At 48.0% G+C, this 26621-nt stretch carries 13 protein-coding genes; 6 read left to right on the forward strand and 7 right to left on the reverse strand.

The window, feature by feature from the left end:
- Nucleotides 1-472: 472 nt before the first annotated feature.
- Nucleotides 473-2911, reverse strand: a complete 2439-nt coding sequence (locus NG796_RS12920) for an ATP-dependent helicase (RefSeq protein WP_411268808.1) — start codon at nucleotides 2909-2911, stop codon at nucleotides 473-475.
- Between the two features lie 185 nt (nucleotides 2912-3096).
- Here NG796_RS12920 and NG796_RS12925 point away from each other — a divergent pair, with 185 nt between their 5' ends.
- The 3 genes from NG796_RS12925 to NG796_RS12935 all read left to right on the forward strand — a co-directional run bounded on the left by NG796_RS12925 (nucleotide 3097) and on the right by NG796_RS12935 (nucleotide 7397).
- Nucleotides 3097-4050 (forward strand): DUF4349 domain-containing protein, encoded by a 954-nt coding sequence (locus NG796_RS12925; RefSeq protein ID WP_261207235.1) that lies wholly within the window; start codon nucleotides 3097-3099, stop codon nucleotides 4048-4050.
- 132 nt (nucleotides 4051-4182) lie between these two features.
- Entirely contained in the window at nucleotides 4183-5532 is a 1350-nt protein-coding gene (locus NG796_RS12930; RefSeq protein WP_261207236.1) for a serine/threonine protein kinase, read from the forward strand.
- A gap of 47 nt (nucleotides 5533-5579) precedes the next feature.
- Nucleotides 5580-7397, forward strand: coding sequence for a glycosyltransferase family 39 protein (locus NG796_RS12935; protein WP_261207237.1), 1818 nt, complete (start codon nucleotides 5580-5582; stop codon nucleotides 7395-7397).
- Between the two features lie 52 nt (nucleotides 7398-7449).
- On the opposite strand, the gene NG796_RS12940 is transcribed toward NG796_RS12935, so the two are convergent.
- From NG796_RS12940 to NG796_RS12950, 3 genes are all read right to left on the reverse strand, one after another.
- A complete protein-coding gene (locus NG796_RS12940; protein WP_261207238.1) occupies nucleotides 7450-8544 on the reverse strand; it encodes a RuBisCO accumulation factor 1 in 1095 nt (364 codons plus the stop codon).
- Between the two features lie 73 nt (nucleotides 8545-8617).
- The gene (gene murQ, locus NG796_RS12945) at nucleotides 8618-9541 is read right to left on the reverse strand and encodes an N-acetylmuramic acid 6-phosphate etherase (RefSeq protein ID WP_261207239.1); all 924 of its coding nucleotides are present in this window, start codon (nucleotides 9539-9541) and stop codon (nucleotides 8618-8620) included.
- Nucleotides 9542-9736: 195 nt separating this feature from the next.
- Complete coding sequence (locus NG796_RS12950; RefSeq protein WP_261207240.1) at nucleotides 9737-10105, reverse strand: DUF3110 domain-containing protein; 369 nt, start codon at nucleotides 10103-10105, stop codon at nucleotides 9737-9739.
- Nucleotides 10106-10451: 346 nt separating this feature from the next.
- On the opposite strand from NG796_RS12950, the gene NG796_RS12955 reads away from it, so the two are divergent.
- The 3 genes from NG796_RS12955 to NG796_RS12965 all read left to right on the forward strand — a co-directional run bounded on the left by NG796_RS12955 (nucleotide 10452) and on the right by NG796_RS12965 (nucleotide 18785).
- Entirely contained in the window at nucleotides 10452-18122 is a 7671-nt protein-coding gene (locus tag NG796_RS12955; protein WP_261207241.1) for a translocation/assembly module TamB, read from the forward strand.
- Nucleotides 18123-18303: 181 nt separating this feature from the next.
- Nucleotides 18304-18558 carry a DUF4258 domain-containing protein gene (locus NG796_RS12960; RefSeq protein ID WP_261207242.1) on the forward strand — a complete coding sequence of 85 codons (255 nt, stop codon included), beginning with the start codon at nucleotides 18304-18306 and terminating at the stop codon, nucleotides 18556-18558.
- 2 nt (nucleotides 18559-18560) lie between these two features.
- Nucleotides 18561-18785: a DUF2283 domain-containing protein gene (locus tag NG796_RS12965; protein ID WP_261207243.1), complete on the forward strand. Its 225-nt coding sequence runs from the start codon at nucleotides 18561-18563 to the stop codon at nucleotides 18783-18785.
- 136 nt (nucleotides 18786-18921) lie between these two features.
- On the opposite strand, the gene NG796_RS12970 is transcribed toward NG796_RS12965, so the two are convergent.
- The 3 genes from NG796_RS12970 to NG796_RS12980 all read right to left on the reverse strand — a co-directional run bounded on the left by NG796_RS12970 (nucleotide 18922) and on the right by NG796_RS12980 (nucleotide 25873).
- Complete coding sequence (locus tag NG796_RS12970) at nucleotides 18922-19833, reverse strand: carbohydrate ABC transporter permease (RefSeq protein WP_261207244.1); 912 nt, start codon at nucleotides 19831-19833, stop codon at nucleotides 18922-18924.
- 135 nt (nucleotides 19834-19968) lie between these two features.
- Nucleotides 19969-21582 carry an ATP-binding protein gene (locus NG796_RS12975; RefSeq protein ID WP_261207245.1) on the reverse strand — a complete coding sequence of 538 codons (1614 nt, stop codon included), beginning with the start codon at nucleotides 21580-21582 and terminating at the stop codon, nucleotides 19969-19971.
- Entirely contained in the window at nucleotides 21575-25873 is a 4299-nt protein-coding gene (locus NG796_RS12980) for a PAS domain S-box protein (protein WP_261207246.1), read from the reverse strand. The genes NG796_RS12975 and NG796_RS12980 overlap by 8 nt, the downstream gene beginning before the upstream one ends.
- Between the last annotated feature and the right edge of the window lie 748 nt (nucleotides 25874-26621).

Consider the following 26621-nt stretch of genomic DNA (forward strand, 5'->3'; position numbering starts at 1 on the left):
TTTTCCCAATCGGTATTGAGGGAGGTTTAACGAAGCAATGGGGCCTTAACGGGTTTGATTGAACCGACTACAATTTTGTCAATGATAAATATATGGAAAAAATGTAAATACTTCACTCAAAAGGCAAAAAATTCAGTATTTTTACAGAGACGACTTTTTTCTTTAGGGGGATGTGGGAACCACAGATTTCACCAATTTTCACGGATAAGATGGATCGACCCCTGAGAACCAGGGAAAGCATGACATGGGATTAAACCCCCTGTAGATAAATCGCCACAAAAACATCGCTACCCGAATCCACTGTGCTGGCGTGGTTTCTCTCCCTTTTCCTGTACAATACTCCGTACAAAATTAAGCAACGATTTCCTGTGGAATAGCTTTGCTTCACGCACCGATTAATTAGAGTTCTGGGTAATTCGGATAATTTTTTATCGAAGTAAAATCCAAATCCTACTTTAAACTAAATTTTCCTTTAAGAATCACTATCGGATAACTCCACGACTTCATCGGGGTAGGCTTCCATTAAGGCGGGTAAGACGGGACAGGGGGGGATGTCTTGTAAGTTGGCGGGTTTACTCCAGGTAAAGGGGGCTTGTTTGGCGGCAGAAATCCATAACAATCGTTTAGCGCGGGTCATGGCAACATAGAGTAAGCGGTATTCTTCGGCTATTTTGAGGTCTTCGGCTTGTTTCCAGGAGTCGGCGATGGAGGGGAACTGGAAGGGGGCGCTGTCCCAGGATTGGGGTGCGCTTTGGTGGTGGAGATGGGCGCGAATTTGGGCGCGGGCGACTTCCGATAGGGTGTAGGGTCCGAGGAATTGGGCCGGTGGGGGAACCCAGAATTTGCCAGGAATCATGTTGTCATGCAGGAAGGGGATGAAGACATAATCCCAGTCCAGTCCTTTGGCTTTGTGCATGGTAACGATGGTGAGTTGGCGCGGGCGAGTATAAAGTTTCTCGGCGTTATCTTCTGTATCGACGGGTTCAAAGCGTTCTGAGGTAACGATTTCGTTGAGGACGGTGAGAATGCCGCTCATGGAGGGATTTCCGGCGGTTTGTTGGGCCAAGCGATCGCCCAATTTGTCAGCGGTGGCGAGTTCGGAGGCGTCGTAATGTAGGGCTAAGGCGAGGAAGGAAATCAGTTGATACAAAGGGAGTTCTATCCGCGCTGTGAGTAAGCTGGCACAGAAGCGTCTCGCTTGGAGTACGGCTGGGGGTTGAGGGGGTTCTAAGGGACCGGGATAGAGAAATTGTTCCGGTAAGCTAGTGAGGGCGTTTAAGTCTTGGGAGGGGATTAGGTTGCGATCGACTAAGACGCGCAAAACGGTTTTTAAATAGTCTGGGGAATGGGGGCGATCGAGGAATTGCAATAAGGCGAGCATTTCTGCGGGAACTTGAGACCGGCGATCGCTGGCGGATACATCGAATACTTCTATTCCATATTTATTTAGCTCACATTGAATGCCATATAAATGAGGATTGCTCATCACGTCTTGGATAAATCGCCCTTGGCGGTTTTCTCTCACTAAAATGGCTGCCGATCGCTCCTCAGTTGTCTCACTAAATAACTGGACTGCCCTCCGCGCAATCAGTTCGATGGTGTGATAAATATCCCGAGGTTGATACATCTCCAATCCTCCGCCGGTGTGAGGCGGATTCGCATCGGGTTGGGGGTCGCCGCTTTCGACGGTCCGAATATTTTGGAGGCGAAAGGGCAATTTAGCCTGATGTTGACTGGATGCTATCTCCGGGGTGAGGTGATGCTGCTGGGCATAATGACGATTGACCCAACTTAAGACAAAATTGGCCGCATTGATGATAATTCGGGTACTGCGTCCGGCGCGATCCATTGTTGCTAGGAGATTCTCTCGATCGCAAGCTTCACAAAAGCGGCGAAAATAGATCGGGTCAGCGGGGGTAAAGGTAGAGTTAATAGCTTGATTAGGGTCACCAACGCGAATTAAATTGGGAGGACCATCGGGGTCATCGCACTTTCGGGCCAAAATCTCTAACAATTGGGTTTGTAACGGGGAGGAATCTTGCGCTTCGTCTTCAAATACGGCAAAGACTTGTTTTTGCCAGAGATAACACGCACTTTGATTTTCTAGGACGCGTAAGGCGGAAAGAATCATGTCATCGTAATCAATGAACTGCCGCGATCGCATCAAAGTTTCATACTGTTCATATAATCCAGCAGCGATCGCCAAAATCCCATAGGGATCATCAGGAACTTGTCCCTCAGATTCCGCCGACATTTGCCATAAATCTTGGGGTAATAACCCCGAAGATTTGGCTTCATGAATGGCAGTTTGTGCGAGTTGCGGCAGCACATCGGTTCGTAAGACAGACTGACGGCGCAAGCGTTCCGTTTCCTCGCCATCAAATTGACACCCTTCTATTAAACTGTGATACCGCTGGGGATTAGCTGCAATCCAGCGTTCTACACTTTGGATAATTAAGCGATTACTTTGGTTCGGGGTGACCAAGGTCATGTGTTCGAGGTCCAAACCGGATAACTCGGGATGGCGAGAGGCGATCGCCAATGCTAATCCATGTAATGTATTAACAGTAAATCCAATTTGTGGCATCGCCAGTTGTCTCAAGGCGGCGCGAATTTTTAATTTCAAATTTGCCGCAGCAGAACGAGTAAAGGTTACTACCACCAAATTGTGCTGATAATGCAATTTAAAACGAGCGATCGCCAATGCTGCCGCATCCGCCATTCCCTTAGATTTTCCGGCCCCCGGGACCGCAGAAACCGCCAAAGGACCGCCTCGCCAATCGGCCATTTGCTGTTGTCCCGGTCGTAATCCATTGCGGATGCGTTGTTCTGCCTCCTGACGTTTTTGAGCGAAGGGGGTCAAAGGTTTGGCAACGGATACAGGCAAGTTGTTCTCAAAATCTTTCGACATCGTGAGGTTAAACCGGGGACAAGGATGATAACAGGCGGTCATTCTGAGTGTATCGTTTCTGACGGGCGATCGCCTCTGTTTCAATTTTTGTAGCAGATTCTCCACTTCCCGACTCGTAAGGTTAGCTTAGGACTAACCCGCAACGGACCGTAATTTGACCCCCTCGCTATCCCAGGAGAACTCTGATGAAAGCAAACTCGATCACGTCCCGGACCCCTGGCAAACTCGCTCAAACCCCAATTTTACTGCCGATGTTGATTGTGATGGGTGCGATCGCCAGTTGTAGTGCGGTTCCCACTTCAAAAGCGATGAGGAACGAGTCCCTTGTCGCCCAGCAAGGCATGGTCCCCGCAGCAGCACCCCTGCCGCCATCGGATGCAGTTGCCAATGAAGCCCCACTAGCACAAGGGTCCGCAGAGATTCCCCAAGCGGCACCGCAATTGATTAAAACTGCTTCAATGACGATGGAAGTAGAGGCGATCGATGACCAAATTTCAGCCATTAATCAGATTGTCAAACAAAAACAAGGGGATTTGTTACAGTTTGAAGACAATAAACCGCGATCACAAAATACCCGCCATGTGGTTTCGATGCAGTTGCGCGTTCCTCAACAACAGTTAGAAAATACCATTAATGCGATCGCTGAACTTGGTACCGTCATCAATCGTTCGATTACTGCTGAAGATGTTTCCGCACAATTGATTGATAATGATGCCCGTTTAAAAAATCTTCGTAAACAAGAAGAAATGGTCTTAAAAATCATGGAACGGTCCGGTTCTGTGGGAGATGTCCTCAATGCGGCGCGAGAACTCGGTACTATTCGTGAACAAATTGAACGCCTCGATGCAGTTCAAGCTAATCTCCGCAACAAAGTCGCCTATTCTACCCTGTATTTAACCTTAGAATCCCCGGTTTCCGCCGCTGAAATTCCTCCAAAATCTTTGGGAAAAGAACTGCAAAAAACCTGGGGCAATGCTACCGAAACCGTAGGAAATGTGACCGTTGGACTGCTCAAATTCACCCTGTATTTGCTGGCATTTAGTCCATTTATCCTATTATTTGCCGGAGTCGCCTTTTTAGGGTATAACAGAATAAAGCCATCTAAACCCGACGAGTCCAGCATCAATCATCATAGCTAGAGGAAGAGAGGCGAAAAGTGGGCGCGATCGCTGCACTGACCGCCTCTCTTCCTAATCCCCGTCTAGGAGATGCATGAACTCGATTCGCTCTGGCTTTAGAAAACAGCCGATAAGCAAGAGAGGCGAAAACCCATGCACCAACCTGGAGACCTCATCAAGGACCGCTATCAGATTCTTGACCTGTTAGGAGAAGGCGGAATTGCCACAACTTATGCCGCCGATGACTTGAATCTTGCCCAACAAGTCGCCATTAAAGTCTTATCCCTGCGACAGTTGAAAGACTGGAAAGCGTTGGAACTCTTTGAACGGGAAGGTAAGGTTTTAGCCCAACTGGATCATCTAGGAATTCCCAAGTATCTGGACTATTTCCAACTGGATATAGAGGGCGATCGCCGCTTTTACATTGTCCAAGAAATTGCCCCGGGTCAATCGTTGCAAGACTGGGTAAAAAGTGGATGGCGTCCAACAGAATTGGAGGTGAGAGAGATTGCCAAACAACTCTTAGAAATCCTGGTGTATTTGCATCAACTCACCCCTCCTGTTGTCCATCGCGATATTAAACCCCAAAATATTATTCGTCAGTCCGATGGTAAAGTATTTTTAGTGGATTTTGGGGCCGTTCAAGATACCTATCGCCATACCTTCACCAGTGGCAGTACCATCGTTGGGACTTATGGCTATATGGCCCCGGAACAGTTTCGAGGGCAAGCTAAACCGCCGACGGATTTATATGGATTGGGTGCAACATTGTTGTTTTTATTAACCCATAAAGACCCAGCAGATTTTCCCGAAAAACGGATGAAACTTGATTTTCGTCCCTATGTCAAAATCACTCCAGAGTTTGCCGATTGGTTAGATAATTTATTAGAACCCGTCATCGAAGATAGATTCAAGTCTGCTGCTGAAGCTTTAGCAGAATTGCAAGGAAAACGGGAACGAATTGCGCCGCGATCGCCCGGTAATCTCCAACCGGCTGGGAGTCGCGTTGTGTTGCAGAAAGATCAGAGTAGGATTAAAATCTCTATTCCTGGGGATGGTTTCAAATATGAGCATATAATTTTATGGGTTTTTGTATTAATAATCTTCAAAATTTTAGGGCATTTTATTTTAATTAGTTTTAGAACATCTTTAATAGGAATTATTGGCCTACCGTTTTTTTTAATTATTATTTTTGGATTAATCTCTTTATTTTGGGATATTTATGCTTTCAACTACTTAGAGTTTACTAAAAATAAGTTTACTATTACTTCAAATTTTCTAGGAATTAAATACAAATTTGACGGAAATATTGAGAATATCTCCCAGGTAGAAGTCTATCAAATCTCTGTCGACCTGAAAAAGTGCCGTACCTTCATCTGTGCCTTACAAGAGGGCGGAGTGAAGACTTATTTTTTTGGTTCCCGGCTTAGTAAAATGGAGCAAGACTGGTTAGTAACAGAAATCGCTGAGTTTATCGGAAAACCTAAATTAATCACAAAGTAGGACTAAAATAGGGGTCAGAACTGGATGAATCTAAAACTGGCTGACAAATGCACAGGTATCGACCTTATTTAAGTTTAGCGGGTATCCTCATTCTGGGTACTGTCCTGCGGTTTGCCCAATTAGAGGCTAAACCCATCTGGTTAGATGAAATTCTCACCGGGTTATTTAGTTTGGGACAAAGTTATGAGAAGATTCCGTTAGATGCAGTTTTTCCTTTAGCACAATTTGTTGATATTTTCCGTTTAAATTCAAGTTCTAGTTGTGGACAAATTGCCGAAACAGTGGCAAGGGAATCGACTCATCCCCCGCTGTTTTTTTGCTTAACTCATGGATGGTTGAGGGGCGATTGGGGGTCTTGGATATGGCAAACGAGATCGCTCTCGGCATGGTTTGGCGTGGGGGCGATCGCTGCGATGTATGGATTAAATCGCATCGCCTTTTCTCGGCAAGCAGGGGTCATGGGTGCGGCAGTAATGGCAGTCTCTCCCTTTGCCGTTTATCTCTCCCAGGAGGCACGCCATTATACCCTACCGATGCTATTAGTTATTTTATCCCTGATGGGATTGATTCAGATTCAAAAAGATTTACATCATCGGGAAACAATTCGCCCTTGGGTGGGAATCAGTTGGGCAATTTTTAATACATTAGGACTTTACACCCACTATTTTTTCTTGTTAGCTTGGGTCGCTGAATTATTGACGATTTTAGCGTTAAGTTTGGGGAAATATCTGCATCCTGGAAGACTGGGACTACAGCAACAAAGCTCCCCTGAACTGGCTAAAGGGATGGTAACTTGGCTGAGTTTGGGGGGGTATAGTTTGCTGCCCTTGTTGTTTTATCTCCCTTGGTTACCCACCCTGCACAACCATTTCAACCGTCCCGAAACCGATTGGTTTAAACCCTTTGAACCATCATGGGTAGATAGTATAGCGCCGATTTTTCAAACCTTAGCTGGTTGGTTAGTGATGATTGTGGCATTCCCGGTAGAAAATCAACCCCTGTGGATAGTTATTCCTTCGGTGGTTTTCATGCTGCTATGGTCCGGGTATTTTTTACTTTCTATTACTCCTGGAATTAAAGCCCTTTTTAAAAGCCCAAATACCCGATTTTTGGGTCTAAGCTTACTATTTTTTACAGCAGTTGTTTTATTAGAATATTTGACAATTGTTTATGGGTTTGGGAAAGATATTACTTCCGCTGTGCGCTACCACTTTATCTATTATCCGGGAATTTGTGCATTATTGGGCGCGAGTTTGAGCATGAAACCTGTGGGGAGAGAAGAAACAAACCCGTCTGCGCCGGTTCTTTCAAATCCGCTTGCTAACAGTCGATTTCCTATCTTAGCCCGCGCCCGCTGGCTTCCTCCGTATAGCCCCACCCTTCAGGGTGCAGGTTCGTATTTAATTCCCAGTTTTCTAATTGTGGGGCTGATCAGTAGTATTTTTGTGGTGTCAAATTGGGTATTTCAAAAGTCTTATGATCCCGCAGGGGTAGCGCACCAGCTCAATTTAGAACCGTCGGTTCCCTTGGTGGTGGTGGTGGGATATGAGAATATGCAAGAGGTGGCTTTGGGGTTAAGTTTTGCTTTGGAATTAGATAAAATCCGAACCCGGAATTCACCCGAGACGGGATGGGCATTTATGATGCGATCGCCCAGTTATCAATCCGTCTGGGAAAATCTGGCTAAAATCTCAAAAATACCGCCTTCTGCGGTTAATTTATGGATTGTGGCCCCGGGTTTGCGTCAGCGAGAATATCCGCCTCAATTGATGTTAGGCGATCGCCTCTGTAATCTTGACCCTAGTCAGTATTATCGGCTAGGAATTCCCTATCAACTTTATCGGTGTGCAAGAGAGGAAAATTAGCCCGCGCAGGCGGGCTTGGTCCCTATAGCCCCACCCTTGAGGGTGTGGGGTTTTATTCATCCATTTGCCACATTTCCTTAGTGAAATCTTCATCAAAAAATTTCTTAGGACGCAGCACTAACAACACTTGACCGAGAAATTTAATCTCCGGTTCTTGTTCAAACCACTGCATTTTGAGTTTTCCATTTTCTTCCCACAAAAAATACCCATTCGGGTCCCATTGGCGGGCAGCGCGATCGACTAAAACGAGAACTTCTTCCGCTTTTCCCGGTAGGTCAATCGGTAAATCATCGCTATGCCAAAGGATCGTCACTGGGTCCTCGGCGCGTAAGAGAACTTGCCAACTGGGAACGGGAACCCAGGCGGCATTTCCAGAGGATTTGACGATGCCAAAGGGTTCTTCAGGTTCAATCAGGGGAACTGCTTGTAAATCTTCCACGGTAAGGGGCATTCTGCCGACAACGGGGAGGATTTTAGGCAGTTCTTCAGCGGATTCTAAACGGTAAACGGATAGGGTGGGTGCAGATCGAGTCGAGGTGACGGTAAAATCGGTGAGCAGTTGTTCAACTTGTTTACGGGCAGTGACTGTATGGGCGAAAGATAATCCTCGGGCAATTAAGCGCGATCGCTCTTGGAAATCGGATTTTTGACGCGCCAGTTTCCAACATTGATAGGCGACAGCATCCCCAGGATGGGTGGAAAAAGCTTCCGGAATTTTAGAGAGTCGGGATAAATCTTTCATCGCTTTAACAAGTTCGTGAGTCTCGTCAACATCAAGGTTTTTCCCTACAATAAACTCGGCAGCTTTAGCCCGTTCTTCTTGACTGAGGATGCGCAATTCATAAAGAATATCGCTACCTTTGCGATTAAAATACGCCTGAGTATCTTCCGAAACTCCAGTGGCGATGATGGAGTTATAAACTTGATAACCCACCATAATTTGATTTTGTTGAATCTGCTCAAAGCCGGTGTCTTCAAAAATTTGTTGGGAATTATAACCGGCTTTTTGTAAGCGTTGGCAGGCCATTCCCCAGCCCACCCAGTTTCCTTCTTTACGGCGCAGTAATCGGATTAAATCTTCGATTTCTTCGGGGGATAAAGCCGCTTCTGTATTGGGCTTGGACATTTCAGGTGAGCTATCTGTCATGGGTTCTCAATTAATAATTCAGCGTCAAAGTGAGCAGGTTGGAGAGGTCGTGAGGGGGAAAGATTTTAGGGGTTTACGGGGCCAGGTTTTTTAGGCTATCTACCGCCAGTCGTAGTTGTCCGTTATGAGTTTCTAGCAACTGTTGAGCCTCTTCTTTGTTGAGATGAGTCCAATGCATGATTAAGGCTAGTTTGACCGATCTCCCGCTTTTTTCTAACAGAAACCCCGCCTCCTGGCGACTCAATCCGGTCAAATCTTCCAGTATTCTCAAGGCGCGGTCTTGGAGCTTTTTATTGGTGACCGAAACATCAACCATGCGGTTACCATAGACCTTTCCGAGCTTGACCATTACCCCAGTTGAGAGGATATTTAAGGCCATTTTGGTCACCGTTCCCGCTTTTAACCGGGTGGAACCGGCTAAAATTTCCGGCCCTACCAGCAGGCGAATGTCGATATCCACCGGCACCTCCACCTGTTCGGCTGGAACACAGGCGATAAAAACTGTACTGGTCCCCCGACGACGGGCCGCTTGTAACGCCCCTTGGACAAAGGGCGTGGTCCCCCCTGCGGTAATGCCCACGAGTACATCTAAGTCCGTGAGGTGGCGGCGGACTACCGCATCTTCCCCATCTTCGGCCCGGTCTTCTAGGTCCTCAGAACTGCGGATTAAAGCTCCCGCACCCCCAGCAATGATCCCCTGGACCATTTCCGGGGGTGTGCAGAAGGTGGGGGGACATTCGGCAGCATCCAGGACTCCGAGACGTCCACTGGTCCCGGCCCCAATATAAAAGAGACGTCCGCCTTGCCGGAGTTTGTCTGCGGCGAGGTCAATCGCTTGGGCGAGTTGAGTCCGGGCGCTGGCGATCGCCGCTAAGGTTTTGGCATCCTCCTGGTTAAATAGATCCACCAATTCCAGGGAACTGAGTCGGTCGAGATTTGCGCTACTGGGATTCACCTGCTCTGTAAGTAGATGTCCCCGTTCCTCCAAGTTTGTCATGATTAAGCCATAGGTAGTGAATAATTAGAAATTCTGGATGGGCACTTAGGATGGGGTTCGGGAGGCGGCTTGGACCAAAACAGCGCTAATCTCCCTCACCCAATGGCGATCGGCCCGGGGAAAGCCTTTGACCGGCCCTCCCCTGATAGAGCAGGGAGCGCAGAAGGCGCTACCCTGAACGAAAAAAGTACCGATTTAGAGCAATCCTTCCAACTGCCGACGAATGCGATCGAGTTCTGACTGGGGCAAATTATCATCCTCGGGTTTCGGGGTCTCCGGTTGCCAGTCCAGTTCATCCAGATTCGTTTCTGGGGGAATGGCTAACTCTCCTTCATGGATCAGTTTGGAGTCATACCCCGCATCCCGGCAAAATTCCTCAATCTCCTCTGAGTCGAGGGGTTCAGGAATGGGACTAGCAAAATCCTGGGCCTCCAATAACAGGGCATAACGGGTGGCGTCATCTTCCGACTCAAACATCAGGATCGTGTTGCGATCGCCAATCCGTAAGGTGTGGATCCCTTCATTCTCCGTGCGGGGATTAAAGAGTAACACGAATACTCGCATAAGCTCAAACGATATTTCTAAACTTTGAGTAGTTTATCTTTAAGACGGGGCGAGCGCGATCTGTCTAGGGACTATCCTCTAGGTAGACGGCAGACGAAACCCCTTAGATTAAAGTAAAAAATCAACCCTCCCACTCTTTGCCCGAATCAACCCGAGTCTTTACCCAGTCTAAAGCTACATCGGATGAGTCTCAAGTCTCCTGGGTTTGACTCCTTGGGATAGAAATCACCCATTTCCTGCGAAAGTCTTCCGTTAAAATTGGGGGATTTGGATTTTACGCAGTTTATTCCGGCGAAACCATCAAGTCTCGCAGTGTATGTAGATTAAGCGCTGTTGATATCACCAGATGACCCACTCCCCCAACTCTCCCCAACCTAAGCCCGATCCTCGGACTCCCTCCCGTCCCTGGGGTCCGCTACTCAAAAAGACCAGCCTGACTGTCGGTGCTCTCTTGCTTGTTGGGGGGGCCGCCGGTGCGGTCTATGGGTGGTATTTCGTGATGAATAAACTCTCCCCCCTGGTTAGCGAAGAACTCACGAAGCTCATTAAGCGCCCGGTTGCGGTGGGTCCGGTCACCGGCTTCTCCCTCTCTACTATTAACCTGGGGAAATCCAGTGTTCCTGCGACTTCCACGGATCCCGATCGCGCCACGATTGAAAAGGTAGAGGTCTCCTTTAATCTCTGGAAGTTCTTACAAAGTCGCACCCTTGCTTTAGATATTAACTTGGTTGCACCGGATATTTATTTGGAACAAAATCGGGACGGAGTATGGTTAGAAACCACCCTGCATCCCAGTGATGATGAACCCGGTCCAATCAAGATTCAGGTAGACGCGATTCGCTTCGAGTCGGGACTTTTGGTGTTGGTGCCTTCTCCGGGACTGCGGGCAGAAATTGAAAATTTAGAAACGGTACCCCCGCCTCGGTCCCTGGCGATCGAAAATGTCGAAGGGGATGCTAAGTTTTTGGATGACCAAACTCGGGTAGCCTATCAAGTCCGGGCCAATCCCCGGGTAGAAATTCAAGGGAAACGCGGTCCTAATCCCAACTTGGTGGTGAGTGGAGAAACCCAACTAGAAAGCACAGAAACGCGCTTACGAATTCAGGGAAATAATCTGAATGCCCCAGATGTGATCCCGTTAATTCCTAATTTACCCTTGGTGGCCTATCAAGGTAGATTAAATGCTAATTTGACAATTCATTTGAGTAATGAAGAGTTATTTGGATGGCAAGGGGTTGCCAGTTTTTGGGATATTCATGGACAGTTAGTGGGGTTACCCCAAGACCTGACTCAAGGGCGGGGTTTATTGCGCTTTTCCGAGTTAAGTGTCGGGTTTGAAAATGCCAGTGCTTTTTATGGGACAATTCCCGCTAAGGCTCAAGGGGTCATTGATACCGCCGGAGAAGGAGAATACAAGTTAGGAATTGAAATTTTGCCCGTGAGTACCGAGGAGTTTATTAAGACCTTGGAACTCGATGTCCCCTTAGATATTGTAGGGGAATTGGCCGGGGAAATCCAACTCACGGGACGCTTGGAAGCGCCGATTGTGAATGCTGCGGTGGAGAATACGCAACCGATCGCCGTGGACCAAGTGCTGTTGGGGGTACTGCAAGCCAATGTGACCATTGCCGTGGAACAAAGTACCCTCACGGTTAACCAATTTCTGGCCCAACCGTTAGCGGGAGGCCAAATTACTGGGAAGGGGATTATTCCCCTAGAACCCATGCAGGCCCTCGCTTTGGAAATTGAGGCGCGAAATATTCCCGCCGATGCGATCGCCCAACCTTACCTAGAATCCCCCCTCCCCCTTGTCCTCGGTTCGGCCAATGCCACGGCTAAAATTACCGGATCCCCAGAAAGTCCGACCACGTTAATTCAGTGGGAGTTACCTCAAGCAACCTATCCCGGTCAAGGGGAAATTATTGTTCTCTCCGATACGGTGGTCGTTCCCAATGCCCGCTTTCAAGTCGCTGGAGGCACTGTGACAGCCAATGGGAGTCTCACCGATGACCGATGGCGTGCCTTTGTCAACGCCCAAGGAGTGGATCTCACTAAACTCGGGACACCGGGACCGACTGCCCCTCCTGCAATTCCAGCGATTTTAACCGCCCGAGTTCAAGCAGAAGGCAACCTTGACCTCAATGCCAACGAACTAGCCGTGATCGCCCGGTCCTCGGTGGAGACTCCCGGGGTGGAAACTCTCACTGCCGATGCTACAGTGAATAACGGCCAATGGCAGGCGAATGTCAAAGCTTCCCAAGTGAATTTAGGAACATTTATCCCTAATTTGGCAGTTCCCACAACCCTACCCACGGCGAATCTGACCCTGGGTGGCACTTTGGCGGGAACTTTAGACCCGAACAATCTCCAAGCAACCGTCCAGGGTGAGTTACAGACTCCCGGGGGAACAGTAAATGCGGATGCGGGATTAAATAAGGGGGAGTTTGAGGTCATTGCGACTACGGCAGGATTCACCGTAGATTCCCTGGCCCCCGGACTCCTGCCGGTCCCGGTGGCGATCGCCCAAGGACGGGTGAATCTGTCGGGGAATTTGGAGAATTTGGCCTTAAGTGCGATCGCGGCTAACAGTCAAGTGCAACTGAATGTAGGCGGAAATCCCCTCACCGCCAACAGTCAACTCAACAACGGTCAATTAATCGCCACCCTCAATGCCTCGGAAATCCCCTTAGCGCCTTTCCTTCCCCAACCGGAAACCCTGCCGGTGGTTCTCACAACCGGGCGGGTGAATCTCTCGGCAGACTTATCAGGAGTTGAACCTAGTTTAAATCCCGAGGATATTTTAGCCACGACGCAAATTCAGTTACGGGTTGGAAATGCGCCGGTTACCCTGGATGGGCGATTGGTGAATGGGGCTTTTGATGCCAGTTTCAATGCGTCCAATGTTCCTTTAGAACCCTTCCTCGGTCCTAACTTACCGGGTCCTGTCAATGTTGCCAATGGTCAAGGAACGGTGACGGGCACCTTGGATACTTTGGAACTCAACGGCGTGAATGCGACTGGTCAATTTAACCTCAATATTGCCGGTGCTCCCCTGAATGCCAATGCTACCGTTCGCCGAGGCAACCTCCAAGGCACTCTCACTGCGGATAACCTGCAACTCGATCGCCTCTTTCCCGGTGTCTTACCCCTGCCGGTCCAACTTGCCCAAGGTCGAGTTAATATTGCCGGAAATTTAGCTAATCTCACGCCCGATACCCTCAATGCCACCACAGAACTTCGATTGAATCTCGCTAACGGAACCGCAGTGGCCGACGCTAGACTGCAAAACGGTAATTTTCGAGGGTCAATTGTGAGTAGTCCTTTATCCGGTGTTCCTGGGGCGACGGATGCTGCGGTTCCCATCACGCTGGGACGAGGAAGAATAACGGCAACGGGACGGTTTGGGAGTTTTGCCCCGGAAGATATTAATGCCAATTTGGAAGGTGAGGTACAACTGTTGGAAGGGACAGTCACGGCCCGTTCTACGGTGACTCGCGGCCAATTTGAGGCGACGGTGAATGGGGCGGAATTAGCCTTAGCACAACTCAATCCAAACCTGGCGGGAATCCAACTCCAGCAGGGTCAAGTGATAGCGCGGGGGAATCTCGCCAATGTCGGTCCCGAGACGGTGAATGCTACAGGGCAAGTGAGATTAGAAACCCCGGGAGGCAGTCTGCAAGGGGAGGGGCGTGTAAATCAAGGACTGTTCTCCGCCACGGTAACCGGCGATCGCATTGCTGTTAATCCTTTAATCCCGTTACCTGTCCCCGTTGTTGTGAATCAGGGCAATTTGGCCGTTTCCGGGAATCTTGCCACCTTAGAACCCCGGGCCTTAAACCTCACTTTGAATGCCAATCTGGATGTAGCCGATGCCCGAGGCGTGGCAACTGCTACAGTCCGCAATGGACAATTTAACGCATTGGTGACTACAAAAAACATTCAGGGCAGTCAATTGGCCCAAAATTTACCCAAAACCTTACGGATTGGGGACGGACGATTGGCGGCATCGGGCCAGATTAAGGCGTTGGAACTTCAAGGCATTGATGCCCAGGCGGAATTACAACTCGCCCTTGCCAATGGCAATCTCACCGGAACGGGTACGGTTCAGAAGGGTCAACTCACAACGGTAATTAATGCCACCGGCATTGATGGGAATCAGTTTGCGCCGGAATTGGGGATTCCGGTGGCGATCGCCTCGGCGAAAACCACCGTTCGCGCCAACCTCACTAACTTCAACCCCCTTAACCTGGATGCCACAACCCAATTCCAGTTACTCGTCTCCAATGCCGCAGTTACCGGAGAAGGATTCCTGCGAAATGGACAATTCCAGGCTACCCTCCTCGCCGATGACTTCGGCTTAAATCAATTCGCCCCCAATCTCAACCCAAACCTCCAAATCTCTGATAGTCGAGTGGGATTAGCCGGAAGTATCACCGCCTTCACCCCTGCCGGAATCACCGCCACTGCCGAAGCACAACTCGCCCTTGCCAACGGTCGCATACAAGCAGATGCTACATTAAATAACGGCAATGTGAGTGCCTTCGTCAACTCCACCGGCATCCAAGTCAATCAACTCGCCCCAGACTTACCCGTGTGGGTGGAACTCGCCAATGCCGACTTCCGCATCGATGGCAATATCGCCCAATTACAACCCCAGAATTTGGATGTATCCGGAGATGCCCGATTACGAGTGGCTGGAGGAACTGTCACCAGCACCTTTGGGTTAGATGGCGGAACCTGGAATGCCGTCTTACAGGCATCAGAACTTCCCCTAAATGCCTTTGCCCCAAACTTGCAAGAACCCCTCGCCCTCTCCACCGGAAGCATCAGCCTCGCGGGAACCGCTGATTCTTTTGAATTGGCCGATATTCGCGCCACAGGAGAGGCAGAACTCATCTTAGACTCTCTGAGTCCTAACTCCCCTTTATCCCCCTTTGCCGCCAGCATTTCCCCCCTAACCAGCGCTTTCCAATGGACAGGGAACCGTTTAGAAGTCTCCCAAATATCAGCCCCGGGATTAACCGCCCAGGGTACAGTGTTCGTAGATGTCGCTGGAATTCAAGCCCCGCAAGTCACCGGATTTGACTTTAACCTGAATGTCACTGACTTTAATCTAGCCGGATTACCCCTACCCCTTGCCAACCTCCCCACGGAAACCGCAACCGGGGAACCCCTGCCACCCTTCATTGCTGGAACTGTGAATTTTGCCGGACAAATTACCGGAACTGCGCCTCAGTCCCCCCAACCTTCACCCTTTGATATCAATGTCATTGGGGATGTGCGACTCGACCAATTTGCCCTGTCTACCTTAGAATTTGAACCCGTCTTAACTGGACCGATTCGTGTCAATTCCGATGAGGTACAAATTGCAATTGAGGGAAGTCAGGATGCCATTTCCGTTACCCTGGATGAAAACTTTTTCCCGGAATCCTTCTTAGTACAAGCAGGGGAAGCGGTAGCTGAAGGGACAATTGATAACGGCAATCTCCTCAATTTTGAAATCTCACAATTTCCCCTTGCCATTCTCAATGTGGTTATTCCCCCAGAACAAGGACCCGTGGGGGGTTTACTCTTCACCCAGGGTCAAGTTAACCTAGATACCCAGGCAGCAACTGCCCAACTCGAAATCCGCCAACCTAGCCTTGGAGTCGTCCAGTTTAACGAAATCGTCGGTGAGATTTCCTTTGCCGATGGGGTCGGGACCTTAAATGGCGGGGCGTTACGGTTTGGACAAAGTGAGTATTTAATCCAAGCGAAGGCTGTCTTGGATGACGACCCCAATTTTGAAGGGCGAATTGAAGTGGTCCGGGGTCAAGTTGAAGATATACTTCAGACCCTACAAATTTTTACCGTCGCCGACTTGCAACGGGGGCTACAACGCCCGGAATATGCCACTCCTGAAACAGTGCAACCCGTAGATGTCGGACTCCCGGACACCTCCCTGATTGCCCAACTGCGACGGTTTTCTGAAATTAGTCAGCTTGTGCAACTCAACGCCCGGGCACAACAAGCCCCAGGCATCCCGGAACGGGTGGATATTCGAGGCATTCTCGGCGGTGAGATTACCTTTGCCGGTTCTGTCGAGACGGGCGTAGAGGGCGGGTTTGATATCCAAGGAGAAAATTTAACTTGGTTTACCCAAACCCCCTATCCGGCAATTATTGGAGGCGAGGTTGTGCGTCAAGAAGGCCGCACTTTAGATATTAATCGCGTCAGAATTCGCGGAAATGTCGCTGAGGGGGCGGTGACTTTCCTGCCCTTGCGAATTGAGGCCGAAGGGAGTACGATCGCCTTTACGGGGACTCTCGGAGGAGAAACCCAGTCGGGACAGTTACGGGTTGAACAGTTACCAGCTTATTTGATTCGGGATTTTGTAGAACTTCCTCCTAATTTTGAGGTTGATGGATTAATTAATGTCCGCGCCAACCTAGCGGGAACTGTGGTAAATCCCCAGGCGATCGGTGAAGTGTCTTTAATCGATGGCACAATTAATGGGGAAGATATTCCCTCAGTCCGAGGGGGGTTTAGCTTTAGTAATTCCCGCCTCAATTTCAGCAGCATTGCCCCAGAAACCTTCCAAGTCAACGCCAGTGTTCCTCTCCCTCCTGCCCCAGGAAACGATGAGATTAGTCTCGATGTGGACATCCAAAATGAAGGCTTAACCCTGGTAAATATCCTCTCAGAACAACAGGTAGAATGGGTGGATGGAACGGGTAGAGTCAGCTTCCAAGCGAGAGGAACCCTAAACCCAGACAGTGGAGAAATAGAGGAGTTAGTCGCCCAAGGAGAGGCGAAGATTGAAAATGCCACAATTAACTCCGCTGCCTTACCCGAACCGATTACTAATGTTACAGGAACCGCCCGATTTGAGAGCGATCGCATCCTAGTCGAAGGCATTCAAGGCGTCTTCAGCAACGGGACCATTGCTGCTGCTGGAATCCTCCCCATATCGATTCCTCTAAGTACCATTGATACCGAAGTTGCCAATAATCCTTTAACCGTTTCCTTAAATGAACTTGCCGTGAATTTTAAAGGACTCTATGAAGGCGGAGTTCAGGGACAAGTTTTGATTACAGGCACTGCCTTAGAACCCCAAATCGGCGGTGAAATTATCCTGTCTAATGGACAAGTTCTCTTACCCACCGAACCCGAAGCCACTGCTACTACAGCGACGACAACAACCGAAACTGAGGCAGAAGCAGGCTTTGAATTTAATGAATTGCGAGTTATTTTGGGTAAAAATTTACAAGTTGAAAGTCCTCCCCTATTAAGTTTTTTAGCCGTCGGGGATTTAACCATTAATGGCTATTTAGAAGACTTGATACCACGGGGAACCATTACCCTAGAACGGGGAGAAATCAACTTATTTACGACCCAATTTAGGTTAATGCGCGGCTATGATAATGTTGCTATTTTTGAGGGGACCTTAGATCCTTATGTGGATGTTAGATTAATGGCAACTGTCCCAGAAGTTCGGGGAAATTTAGTCAGCGTTGCCACCTCCTCCGAAGTCAACGAGGCGATCGATACCAACGTGGGTCGAGTCAGAAGCGTGCGAGTTTTAGCCCGCGTTGATGGGTTCGCATCCCAGTTAAATGACAACTTAGAACTCACCAGCGAACCCGCCAGAACCGAACAAGAAATTGTAGGATTAATTGGGGGTGGATTTATCAATACCTTTGGACAAGGAAATACCACCTTAGCCCTCGCTAATATTGCGGGCACAACCCTTCTCGGAGACGTCCAAGATGCGATCGGCGATGCATTAGGACTGAGTGAATTCCGCGTCGGACCCGCCCTCGTCGATGAACGCAGCGGCGATCGCTTTGCCTTAGAAGTAGAAGCCGGAGTCGATATCACCCGCAACCTATCCGCCTCTTTAGAACGTATTTTAATTGATGACAGCCCCAATCAATTCAGTATTCGTTACCGCATTAACGACCAAATAATATTACGCGGTTCTACCGATTTTGATAACAATAATCGCGCCCTATTCGAGTTTGAAAGCCGGTTTTAAGAAAGAAACTCTATAAGTCTTCACCTGAATGGATTCTTGTTGAATAGCAGGCTTTCAAAAGGTAGAAGCGGACGCCTTCACTGTTTAGCTACTAACCTAACCATTTTCCCTACATCTCAGCTAGAATAAAATCATTTCACCTAAAACCTGCCTGTGACCGTCAAACCTATGCTAGACTCTTATGAACTTCATATTCTCTAACCATGCTTTAGAAGAACTACAGCGCCGAGGACTTCAACAAAATATGGTAGAATCAGGTTTAAACAATCTTCAGCAAATCATTGAAGAAAAAGAGGGCAGAAAAGCCTATCAATCCCAAGTAGATTTTGGCGGAAGTAAAATCTACTTGGTTCGAGTTATCGTTGCAGATGACATCGATCCAGCCGTTGTTATTACCGCCTATCGCACCAGTAAAATTACTAAATATTGGATGTAGTCATGAAAGTTATCTATGATCCCGAAGTTGATACATTGCGAATTATTTTTACTTCCAGTGTTATTGAAGAAAGTGACGAAGAAAAGCCTGGAGTTATTATAGATTATGACTCAGATGGAAATATGGTGGGTATGGAAATTTTAGATGCGTCAAAGCGTTTGGACAACCCCCGTTCTCTGGAATATTCTATTGAGGCGGGTTCCTCAGTAGAAAATTTGGGTAGGTAAATACTCAACCTGGTTCCCAAATCTAATGCTGAGTAATTATCCGTTAAAGATATATATGAGGATGTGATCACAGTAATGGGTGTTTTACCCCATAGGCTTGGGATAACGACTCAAATCGTTACTACGAAACGGAAATTTAGTCCAGGTTTCTGTTATGAGTGGGGACGATGAATCTTAAAATTGAAAGAATGAAAATCATTAAAAACAGGACTAGCCCAATGCTACAGGCGTAACCAATTTCCAACTCTTCAAATGCGTTTTCATATAAATAGTAAACAATAGTTTTAGAACTATTTCTCGGTCCGCCTTGGGTCATGATGAAGACTTCTTCAAAAACTTTGGTGGCGGAAATCGAGGAAATGACGGCAACTAAGAGGAGATAGGGGGTCATTAAGGGAACGGTGATATCCCAGTGTTTTCTTGCCCCATCGGACCCGTCTAAAGCAGCAGCTTCGTATAATTCTGGAGAAATAGATTGCAGTCCGGCTAGGTAAATCATCATGTAATATCCTAGCCCTTTCCAAATAGTTACGGCCATGACGCTAAAGAGTGCAAGTTCGGGAATAGTTAGCCAGGGAATGCCTGAACCGGGTTGAACTAATTTCAGGGTTTGTAGGATTTGATTCAATAATCCGTTTTCTGCATATAGCCATTTCCAGGCGATTCCAGCGACGACGATGGAAATAACAACTGGGGTGTAATAGGCAGTTCTAAACCAGTTCATTCCGGGGAGTTTTCCATTGACTAGGATGGCAAGTCCTAGGGGTGCAATGACGAGGATGGGAACGACGCAAGCGAGGTAGAGTAGGGTGTTGCGGAGGGTTTCCCAAAAGATGGGGTCGGTCCAAAGGCGTTGCAGGTTGGCCAGTCCAATCCAGTTAGGGGCTTCGGTTATATCATATCCATAGCGGGTGAAGCTGAGATAAAAGGCTTGCAAGGCAGGCCAAAATACGGTTAATCCTAAGATAAAAAGGGCGGGGAAGAGAAATAAATAGGGCGTCAAGGAAAAGTTGGGTTTTAGGATTTGAGATAGGGGGGTTTTCAGCATTTAAGGTGAAATGAAATGAGAGGTTTAATGGATAATTGTTGGGTTGTTAACAGGAGGGGAAGCGTCATTTTTTCGATTCCTAGATTCCGCCTAGGAACGAGTTTAATCCCAACTCTGGTTGTAGTAAAGTCTGTTTTATATTTCAGCTAAAATAACATCGTAGGATGGAGTTTGGAGGGGAATTTTGACGATAAAGGTGCTGCCTCGGTCGATTTCACTTTCAATTTCGATATGCCCTCCATGTAATTCTACACATTTTTTGACGATCGCCAATCCTAATCCAGTCCCCCTAATTGCACCCACATTTGTAGCCCTCTGAAAAGACTCAAAAAGTTGTTGTAAGTCTTGTTGGGGAATACCAATTCCTGGGTCTTTAATCCGAAAGACAACGAGGCTGGAGGGCTGATGGAGATTGGTTGTGGCGGGTTCGGATTCAGTGCTAAGTTCTAGGGTGATTTCGCCGCCTTGGGGGGAGTATTTGATGGCGTTGGAGAATAAATTGTTAAGGATTTGTCGCAGGAGTTGGGAGTCCATGAGGGCGGAAATTTTTTCGGTGTGGGCGATTAATTGAAGGTGATGCCGATCGCCTGTTGTTACTTTCATTTGATCCACTGTCCGAGTGCAAAAATCTACTAACTCGACTGGATGCGGTTGAAACTCCAAATGTCCGCTTTCGGCTTGCCCCACTAAGGTAACATCTTCTATCATTCCTGTCATATATTCAATGGCAGTTTTAATCCGTTGATAATGCGTCTCTTTGCGGTCTTCCGGCCAGGTATCACTATAAACTTGCAGCAATTCAGCCGAGGATAAAATAACGCTCATGGGGGTTCTAAATTCATGAGAAATCGTCGTAATTAATCGGCTTTTAAATTCACTTAATTCTGTTTCTATTTCTAATAAACGCCGGATTTCTGCTTCGGCTAAGGCTCTTTCTTTTACTTCGGTTTCTAAACGAATTCTCTCTTTTTGTAAAACTTCTGTGGCTTTTTTTGACGTAATATCTCGAAATACATAGACCGCGCCAATAATTTTATCATTTTCTCCGCCAATGGGGGCGACGGTATCATCAATAGGAATTTTGCTGCCATTCTTAGCAATTAAAACTCGTTCATTGGGAGCTTCTACTAAATTTTCCGTCGGGACTTCTCCAGTTCCTAACCGTTGGGCGATCGCGGCTGACATTTCATGGGTAATCCGAAAGACTTGCCCAATATCCTTCCCCAAAGCTTCCGCTTGTTTCCACCCGGTTAAGGTTTCAGCTACCGGATTAATAAACCGAATTCGTCCAATTTCATCGGTTGCAATCACTGCATCCCCAATGGAACGTAAGGTGGTAGCAAACCATTCCTTACTTTGTTTAAGTTCCTGTTCAATTTGATGACGATAAATCGCCATGTCAATGGTAGATTTTAAACTACGGGCTTCCAGAGGCTTAATTAAATACCCAAAAGGGGTGGTGAGCTTGGCCCGTTGGAGAGTATCCTCATCACTATAAGCTGTCAGATATACCACGGGAATATTGAAGCGATCGCGGATTTGTTCCGCCGCTGTCACCCCATCAATGCTGCCCTCCAAATGAATATCCATCAAGACTAAATCCGGCTGGATTTCAGCCGCTGCTTGAATCGCCTCCTCACCGGAAGCAACCGCCACTGGAACCTGATAGCCTAAATCTTCTAAAATCGTTTGGATATCTAAGGCAACAATCCCTTCATCTTCTACGACCAAAATTTTCTCGTTACTCATGTCTCTCCTCTCCCAACGGATGATGTTTGGCCGAAAAGACAATCTGAAAAGCAGTCCCGCTACTGCGATCCAACTCAATCGTTCCTTTGAGTTGTTTCACTAAAGTATTAATCAACTGCATCCCCAAAGAGCGGGTTTTCCGAAAGTCTATCTCACTGGGAAAGCCAACCCCATTGTCCCGAACCCTCATCATAAAATCTCGTTTGCTGTGATCATCCTCCTCTTGGAAGGTGCGATGGAGGGTAATCTCGATCGCCCCAGTCCCATTCGGGGGAAATCCATGTTTGAGTGCATTACACACCAGTTCATTTACAATCAAACCGCAAGGGATTGCGGTATCTACACTCAAAAAGATATCATCAATTTGAAGATCCAGGCTAATGCGCTGGGGACTCATACCATAAGACCGAAATAAATGGATACATAAGGTTTGAATATATTGAGAAAAATCCACCTGAGCGAGGTCCCGAGACTGATACAGTTTTTCATGGATAAAAGCGATGGATTGAATGCGGTTTTGGCTATCTTGAAATAGAGTCCGGGTTTCTAAATCCTGAATGCTTCGGGATTGGAGGTTAAGCAGGCTCGAAATGACTTGCAAGTTATTTTTCACCCGATGGTGAATTTCCTTGAGGAGGACCTCTTTCTCTTGCAAGGATGCTTTAAGTTGTCCGAGGGCTTTTTTTTGCTCGGTAATATCATACATCGAACCGACAATCTCTAAAGGATTGCCCTGGGCATCACAAACCAGACGCCGTTCATCTCGAACCCAACGATAGGTCGAGTTTTGATGTCTCACTCGATATTCATAAATCTCCTGAGTGCGTTCTTGCAGACGAAAGATATGGGCAAAAAGCCGTTCTGCGTCGTCAGGATGAATGCACTCAAACCACAAATTGGGATTATCTAATAATTGCTGCGCCTCATAACCGAACTGGCGTAGGATATTTTGACTGATAAAGGTCAAGGCATAGTCTCCGGTAGGCTTACAACTATAGATAATTGTCGGATTCGTACACAGCAGATATTCTAACCGTTCTTGAATCTGACGCAGCGCTTGTTCCGCTTTTTTGCGTTGAGTGATGTCGAGGACGATAAACCCCACCCCTCGCGCCCGACCATTTTTCAGGGGAACAGGAAAGTAGCAAGTTAGCCAATGATGGAGAACCCCGGGTTCACAGGGTTTTTCACTGGAGAGTTCCAAGTTGAGGATCGGCGTCCCGGATTTCAATAATTCGTCCACTAAGGATTGAACTTGGTGGGTGACATCGGGCATAATTTCATTCACGGTTTTACCGATATGTTCTTGGGGAGATAAACCGTGAACTTCAGCGAGGGCTTCGTTGACTTGGATAAACTGCATTTGGTCATTGACAATTCCCAGTCCGAGAGAAACGCTGGAACTGGCTTTAAAAAATGAATTCAGCAGTTGTTCCCGCTCAAAAATTTCCGTTTCTAGGCGCTTGCGATCGCTGATATCTCGACCTTCCGCAATCAACTGAATCACCCGATCGCCTTCATCTCGTACCGGCTTAATCGAGACATCAATGGTCACTCGTTGGTTTTGGGGTCCAAAAATTTCCACCTCATCCCGCCATAACTCTCCCTCCGCTGCCTGGGCGATCGCCCCACGAAACCGATTGGCCCCTTGAATCGAACAACACTGAGGTTCCTCCCCCGACTCCCCCAGACCCTCTCCCCCTTCCTGGGGATCCGTAGGCTGCCAACAGGGACATTCCCAAAACGCCCGCCCGATCGGATTCGTCCCGGCTAACCCCCAGACATCCAATGCCCGCTGGTTCATCTCCAGAATCACCCCCTCGGGACTCAACAAGGCCATAAATTGGAACGTTTGGTTAAAAATGGCATGAAACCGTCTTTCCGAGAGGGCGATCGCCTCTTCTGCTTGTTTGCGTTCCGTAATATCCCGCGCCACCCCATCCATGCGGAACCCTTGGCGAGTGGCATCATAAACTAAATGAGCCCGATCCTCCAACCATCGGACCTCGCCATCGGGTCTGATAATCCGATACTCTACATCTTGTGACCCCTGCACCAGTAACGCCTCGAAAAACTCCCGAACGCGATCGCTATCGTCCGGATGGACCACCCCCCGCCACAACTCCGGATGTTCAAAAAACTCCTGGCGAGATCGCCCATAAATTCTCTCAAAAGCGGGATTCAAATACAACAATTCCCCCGTCTGCGCTGAAGCGGACCAAACCACATCATTCAAAGACCCCAAAATGCTCTCCAAGCGCTCCTCACTCTCTCTGAGGGCCGACTCAACCTCTTGCCGACGGGCAATCTCCCCTTGCAATTGTCCAATTAACTCTCGCAATTCAGCCGTTTGCACTTGCACCCGCTGTTCCAACTCTTGATTAATCTGCTGCAGCGCTGCTTCCGCTTCCTTTCTCGCCGTAATATCCCGATCAATTCCCCGATAGCCGACTAATTTCCCCATCTCATCAAAAATCGGTATCCCACTGCTTTCTAACACCACCACTGTTCCCTGTTTATGCAAATTCACCCGTTCCTTGCAGCTAAACGGTTCCGGTTGAGTCGCCAATTGCTCAACCCAGCGCCGTTCTTCCTCCGCCCATTCCGGCACGATCCAGGTATCCAGGCGTTGCCCGATCGCCTCCGCCGGTTCATACCCTAAAATCTGACCAATTCTGGGACTGCTATAGGTGTATATCCCTGCCGCATCGATTTCCCACACCCAATCCGTCGTCGTTTCCACTAACTGACGATACCGATCTTCACTCTCCCGCCTTGCCGCTTCCGCCGCTTTGCGACGGGTAATATCCGTGGTAATCCCGGCAATCCGGTACACCTCGCCCTGATCGTTATAAACTGGAAACCCTCGCGAATGCACCCAACGCAGAGTGCCATCAGGCTGCACAATCCGATTTTCCAGTTCCCCCGCAGCCAGAACCTGCTGGGGCCAATTCTCCCAAGTCGGTTGCCCCTCTTCCCAATAAAAACTCTGTTGCAAAATTGTCAGATAATTCCCCGATTCCCCGGCTTCCTTACGCTCTAATTGCGATCGGGAAATTCCCCACACCGTCTCAAAGGCCGGACTCATATAAATCAACTGTTTCAAGTCACTGGAAACCAGCCAAAAGACTTGCTCAATCGTCTCGGCAAGCTGACGGAATCGTTCCTCACTAAATTGGAGTAATTTTTGGGCCAGTTGCCGATGAAAAATCTCCGCTTGCTGCTGTTCCAATGCCTGTTGTAAAGCAACAGTAGAAAAGGCGATCGCCTCACGAAATGGGGACTTTTGTCTCTGTTGGTCCGGGAATCTTCCGGGGTGGCTGGTTTCAACTTCAGAATTCCCCGGTGGTACTTCTGTTTCCGTCGCCGGTCCTTTCCCCATCCCCTGACTTTGCACCCCTTGATTGCCCTCCGCTTCAAGACATTCTTTCCACCCTTGGAGAATTTCAATGGGAGTCACAATCCCGACTAATTCCCGAGTTGCTGTAACAATCACCCAATGTCGGACCCAAGCCTCTTGCATTTGAGCATGAATCTGTTCGACGGAATCTTTCGGATTTCCAAATAATAAGGGTTGGCTCATCACCTGGGATGCCGGAGTATTTGCCAAATCTAATCCCAAGGCATGATATTGGACTAGATCTCGTCGCGTAATCATGCCAATAGGAAAGGAGGGATTTAATCGGGTCTCTGGGTTCAATTCCGGGCTGGATATTTCCTTTTCCCGGTGACAGATCACCACACAACTGCTGCGATGAATTGCCATCAGTTGAATCACTTGTAAAAGGGAAGCCGTCGGGGAAGCTGTGGCGATCGCCAGACTCATCCGTTCACCGGCCAGTCCCTGTTGCCGCAACTCCCTCGGTTGTAACCCTCGCTGAAGACTCTCATAGGTGACAACGCCGAGTAGTTTTCCCTGACTGTCCTGGATTGGCAAATAGGGAATTTGATGCGCTTCCATATAACAGAAGAGGGAAAATGGATCTACCGAATCCGTCACTTTGAGCGGAATAATTGATTGGGTCAACACTGAGGAAATGGGCCGGGATTCTTCCTTAAGTCCATCAGCAAACAGAGTGACGAAATCCTCCTCCGTAAAGAGACCATAGCCGGTTTCTGGCGGATGGGTTAAGGGAGGGTTTAAGACTAAAACATAGCTCGATCGCGCTCGGTTCATTAGGGCGATCGCCCTTTTTAAGGGGAAATTGGGTGGAACTTTCAACGGGTGGCATTCGAGGCTTAGATTCAATCGGATATTCAGGCGATCGCTCATCTTCAGGAAATGGTGCAAACTTGGGTTGTTTTAGACCAGCAGCGCTTTGTAGAGTCTTCTACTGATGGATTACTTAGGACCTGGGTACAGAATGAAATAGATTAGACCCACATTCTATAGATCTATATTCTATTTTCAATAGATTTTTGGGTAGTTACCGCTAAAAATTTGATTCCATAAGCGTTATGACCTTAAAACTCTTATAAAATATTTTGATGGACTATTAAGAATAATTTTTATTAAAGGGTTGATTAGGACCTTCGATAGAGGCTGAAATCTCCTAAATTCGTTAGGACCCTATCTAATCCCAAATCCGGTTGTAAAAGATTGATTTTACGCTTCAGTCTGGGCTTCTCAGGCTTCATCCATATCACCCCACCCTTGAGAGTGTAGGGTTTAAAAGACCTCCGACAACCGGATTCCGGATAACCTGTGAAATGTAGGCTCAAACAACCCATTGGATTTCTGGCCCTAATCTGTGGCAAAATAAGCAGAGATCGGGGGAAAAAATGGGATTTTAACCGCTATCTCGACCCTTGGGGTTTTCTAATAGTCTCCATCAATCCCAGTTAATCTTATTCTTGATGTTCAATCTCTCCATCCATAGGTTGAGAAATAGTGACCCCTGTAGGAACTTGACAAGGGAGGTCATTACACCTCAACCTTACAGTAAACGGATTGCAAAAATATAAAAAGCCGATTGGCGTTTACTCCAGGGGTTAGGGCGATTGATCGCGCATCTAATGAACGCAAGAGTTTAGACGAG

The sequence above is a fragment of the Laspinema sp. D2d genome (assembly GCF_025370755.1).
Lineage (GTDB): Bacteria > Cyanobacteriota > Cyanobacteriia > Cyanobacteriales > Laspinemataceae > Laspinema.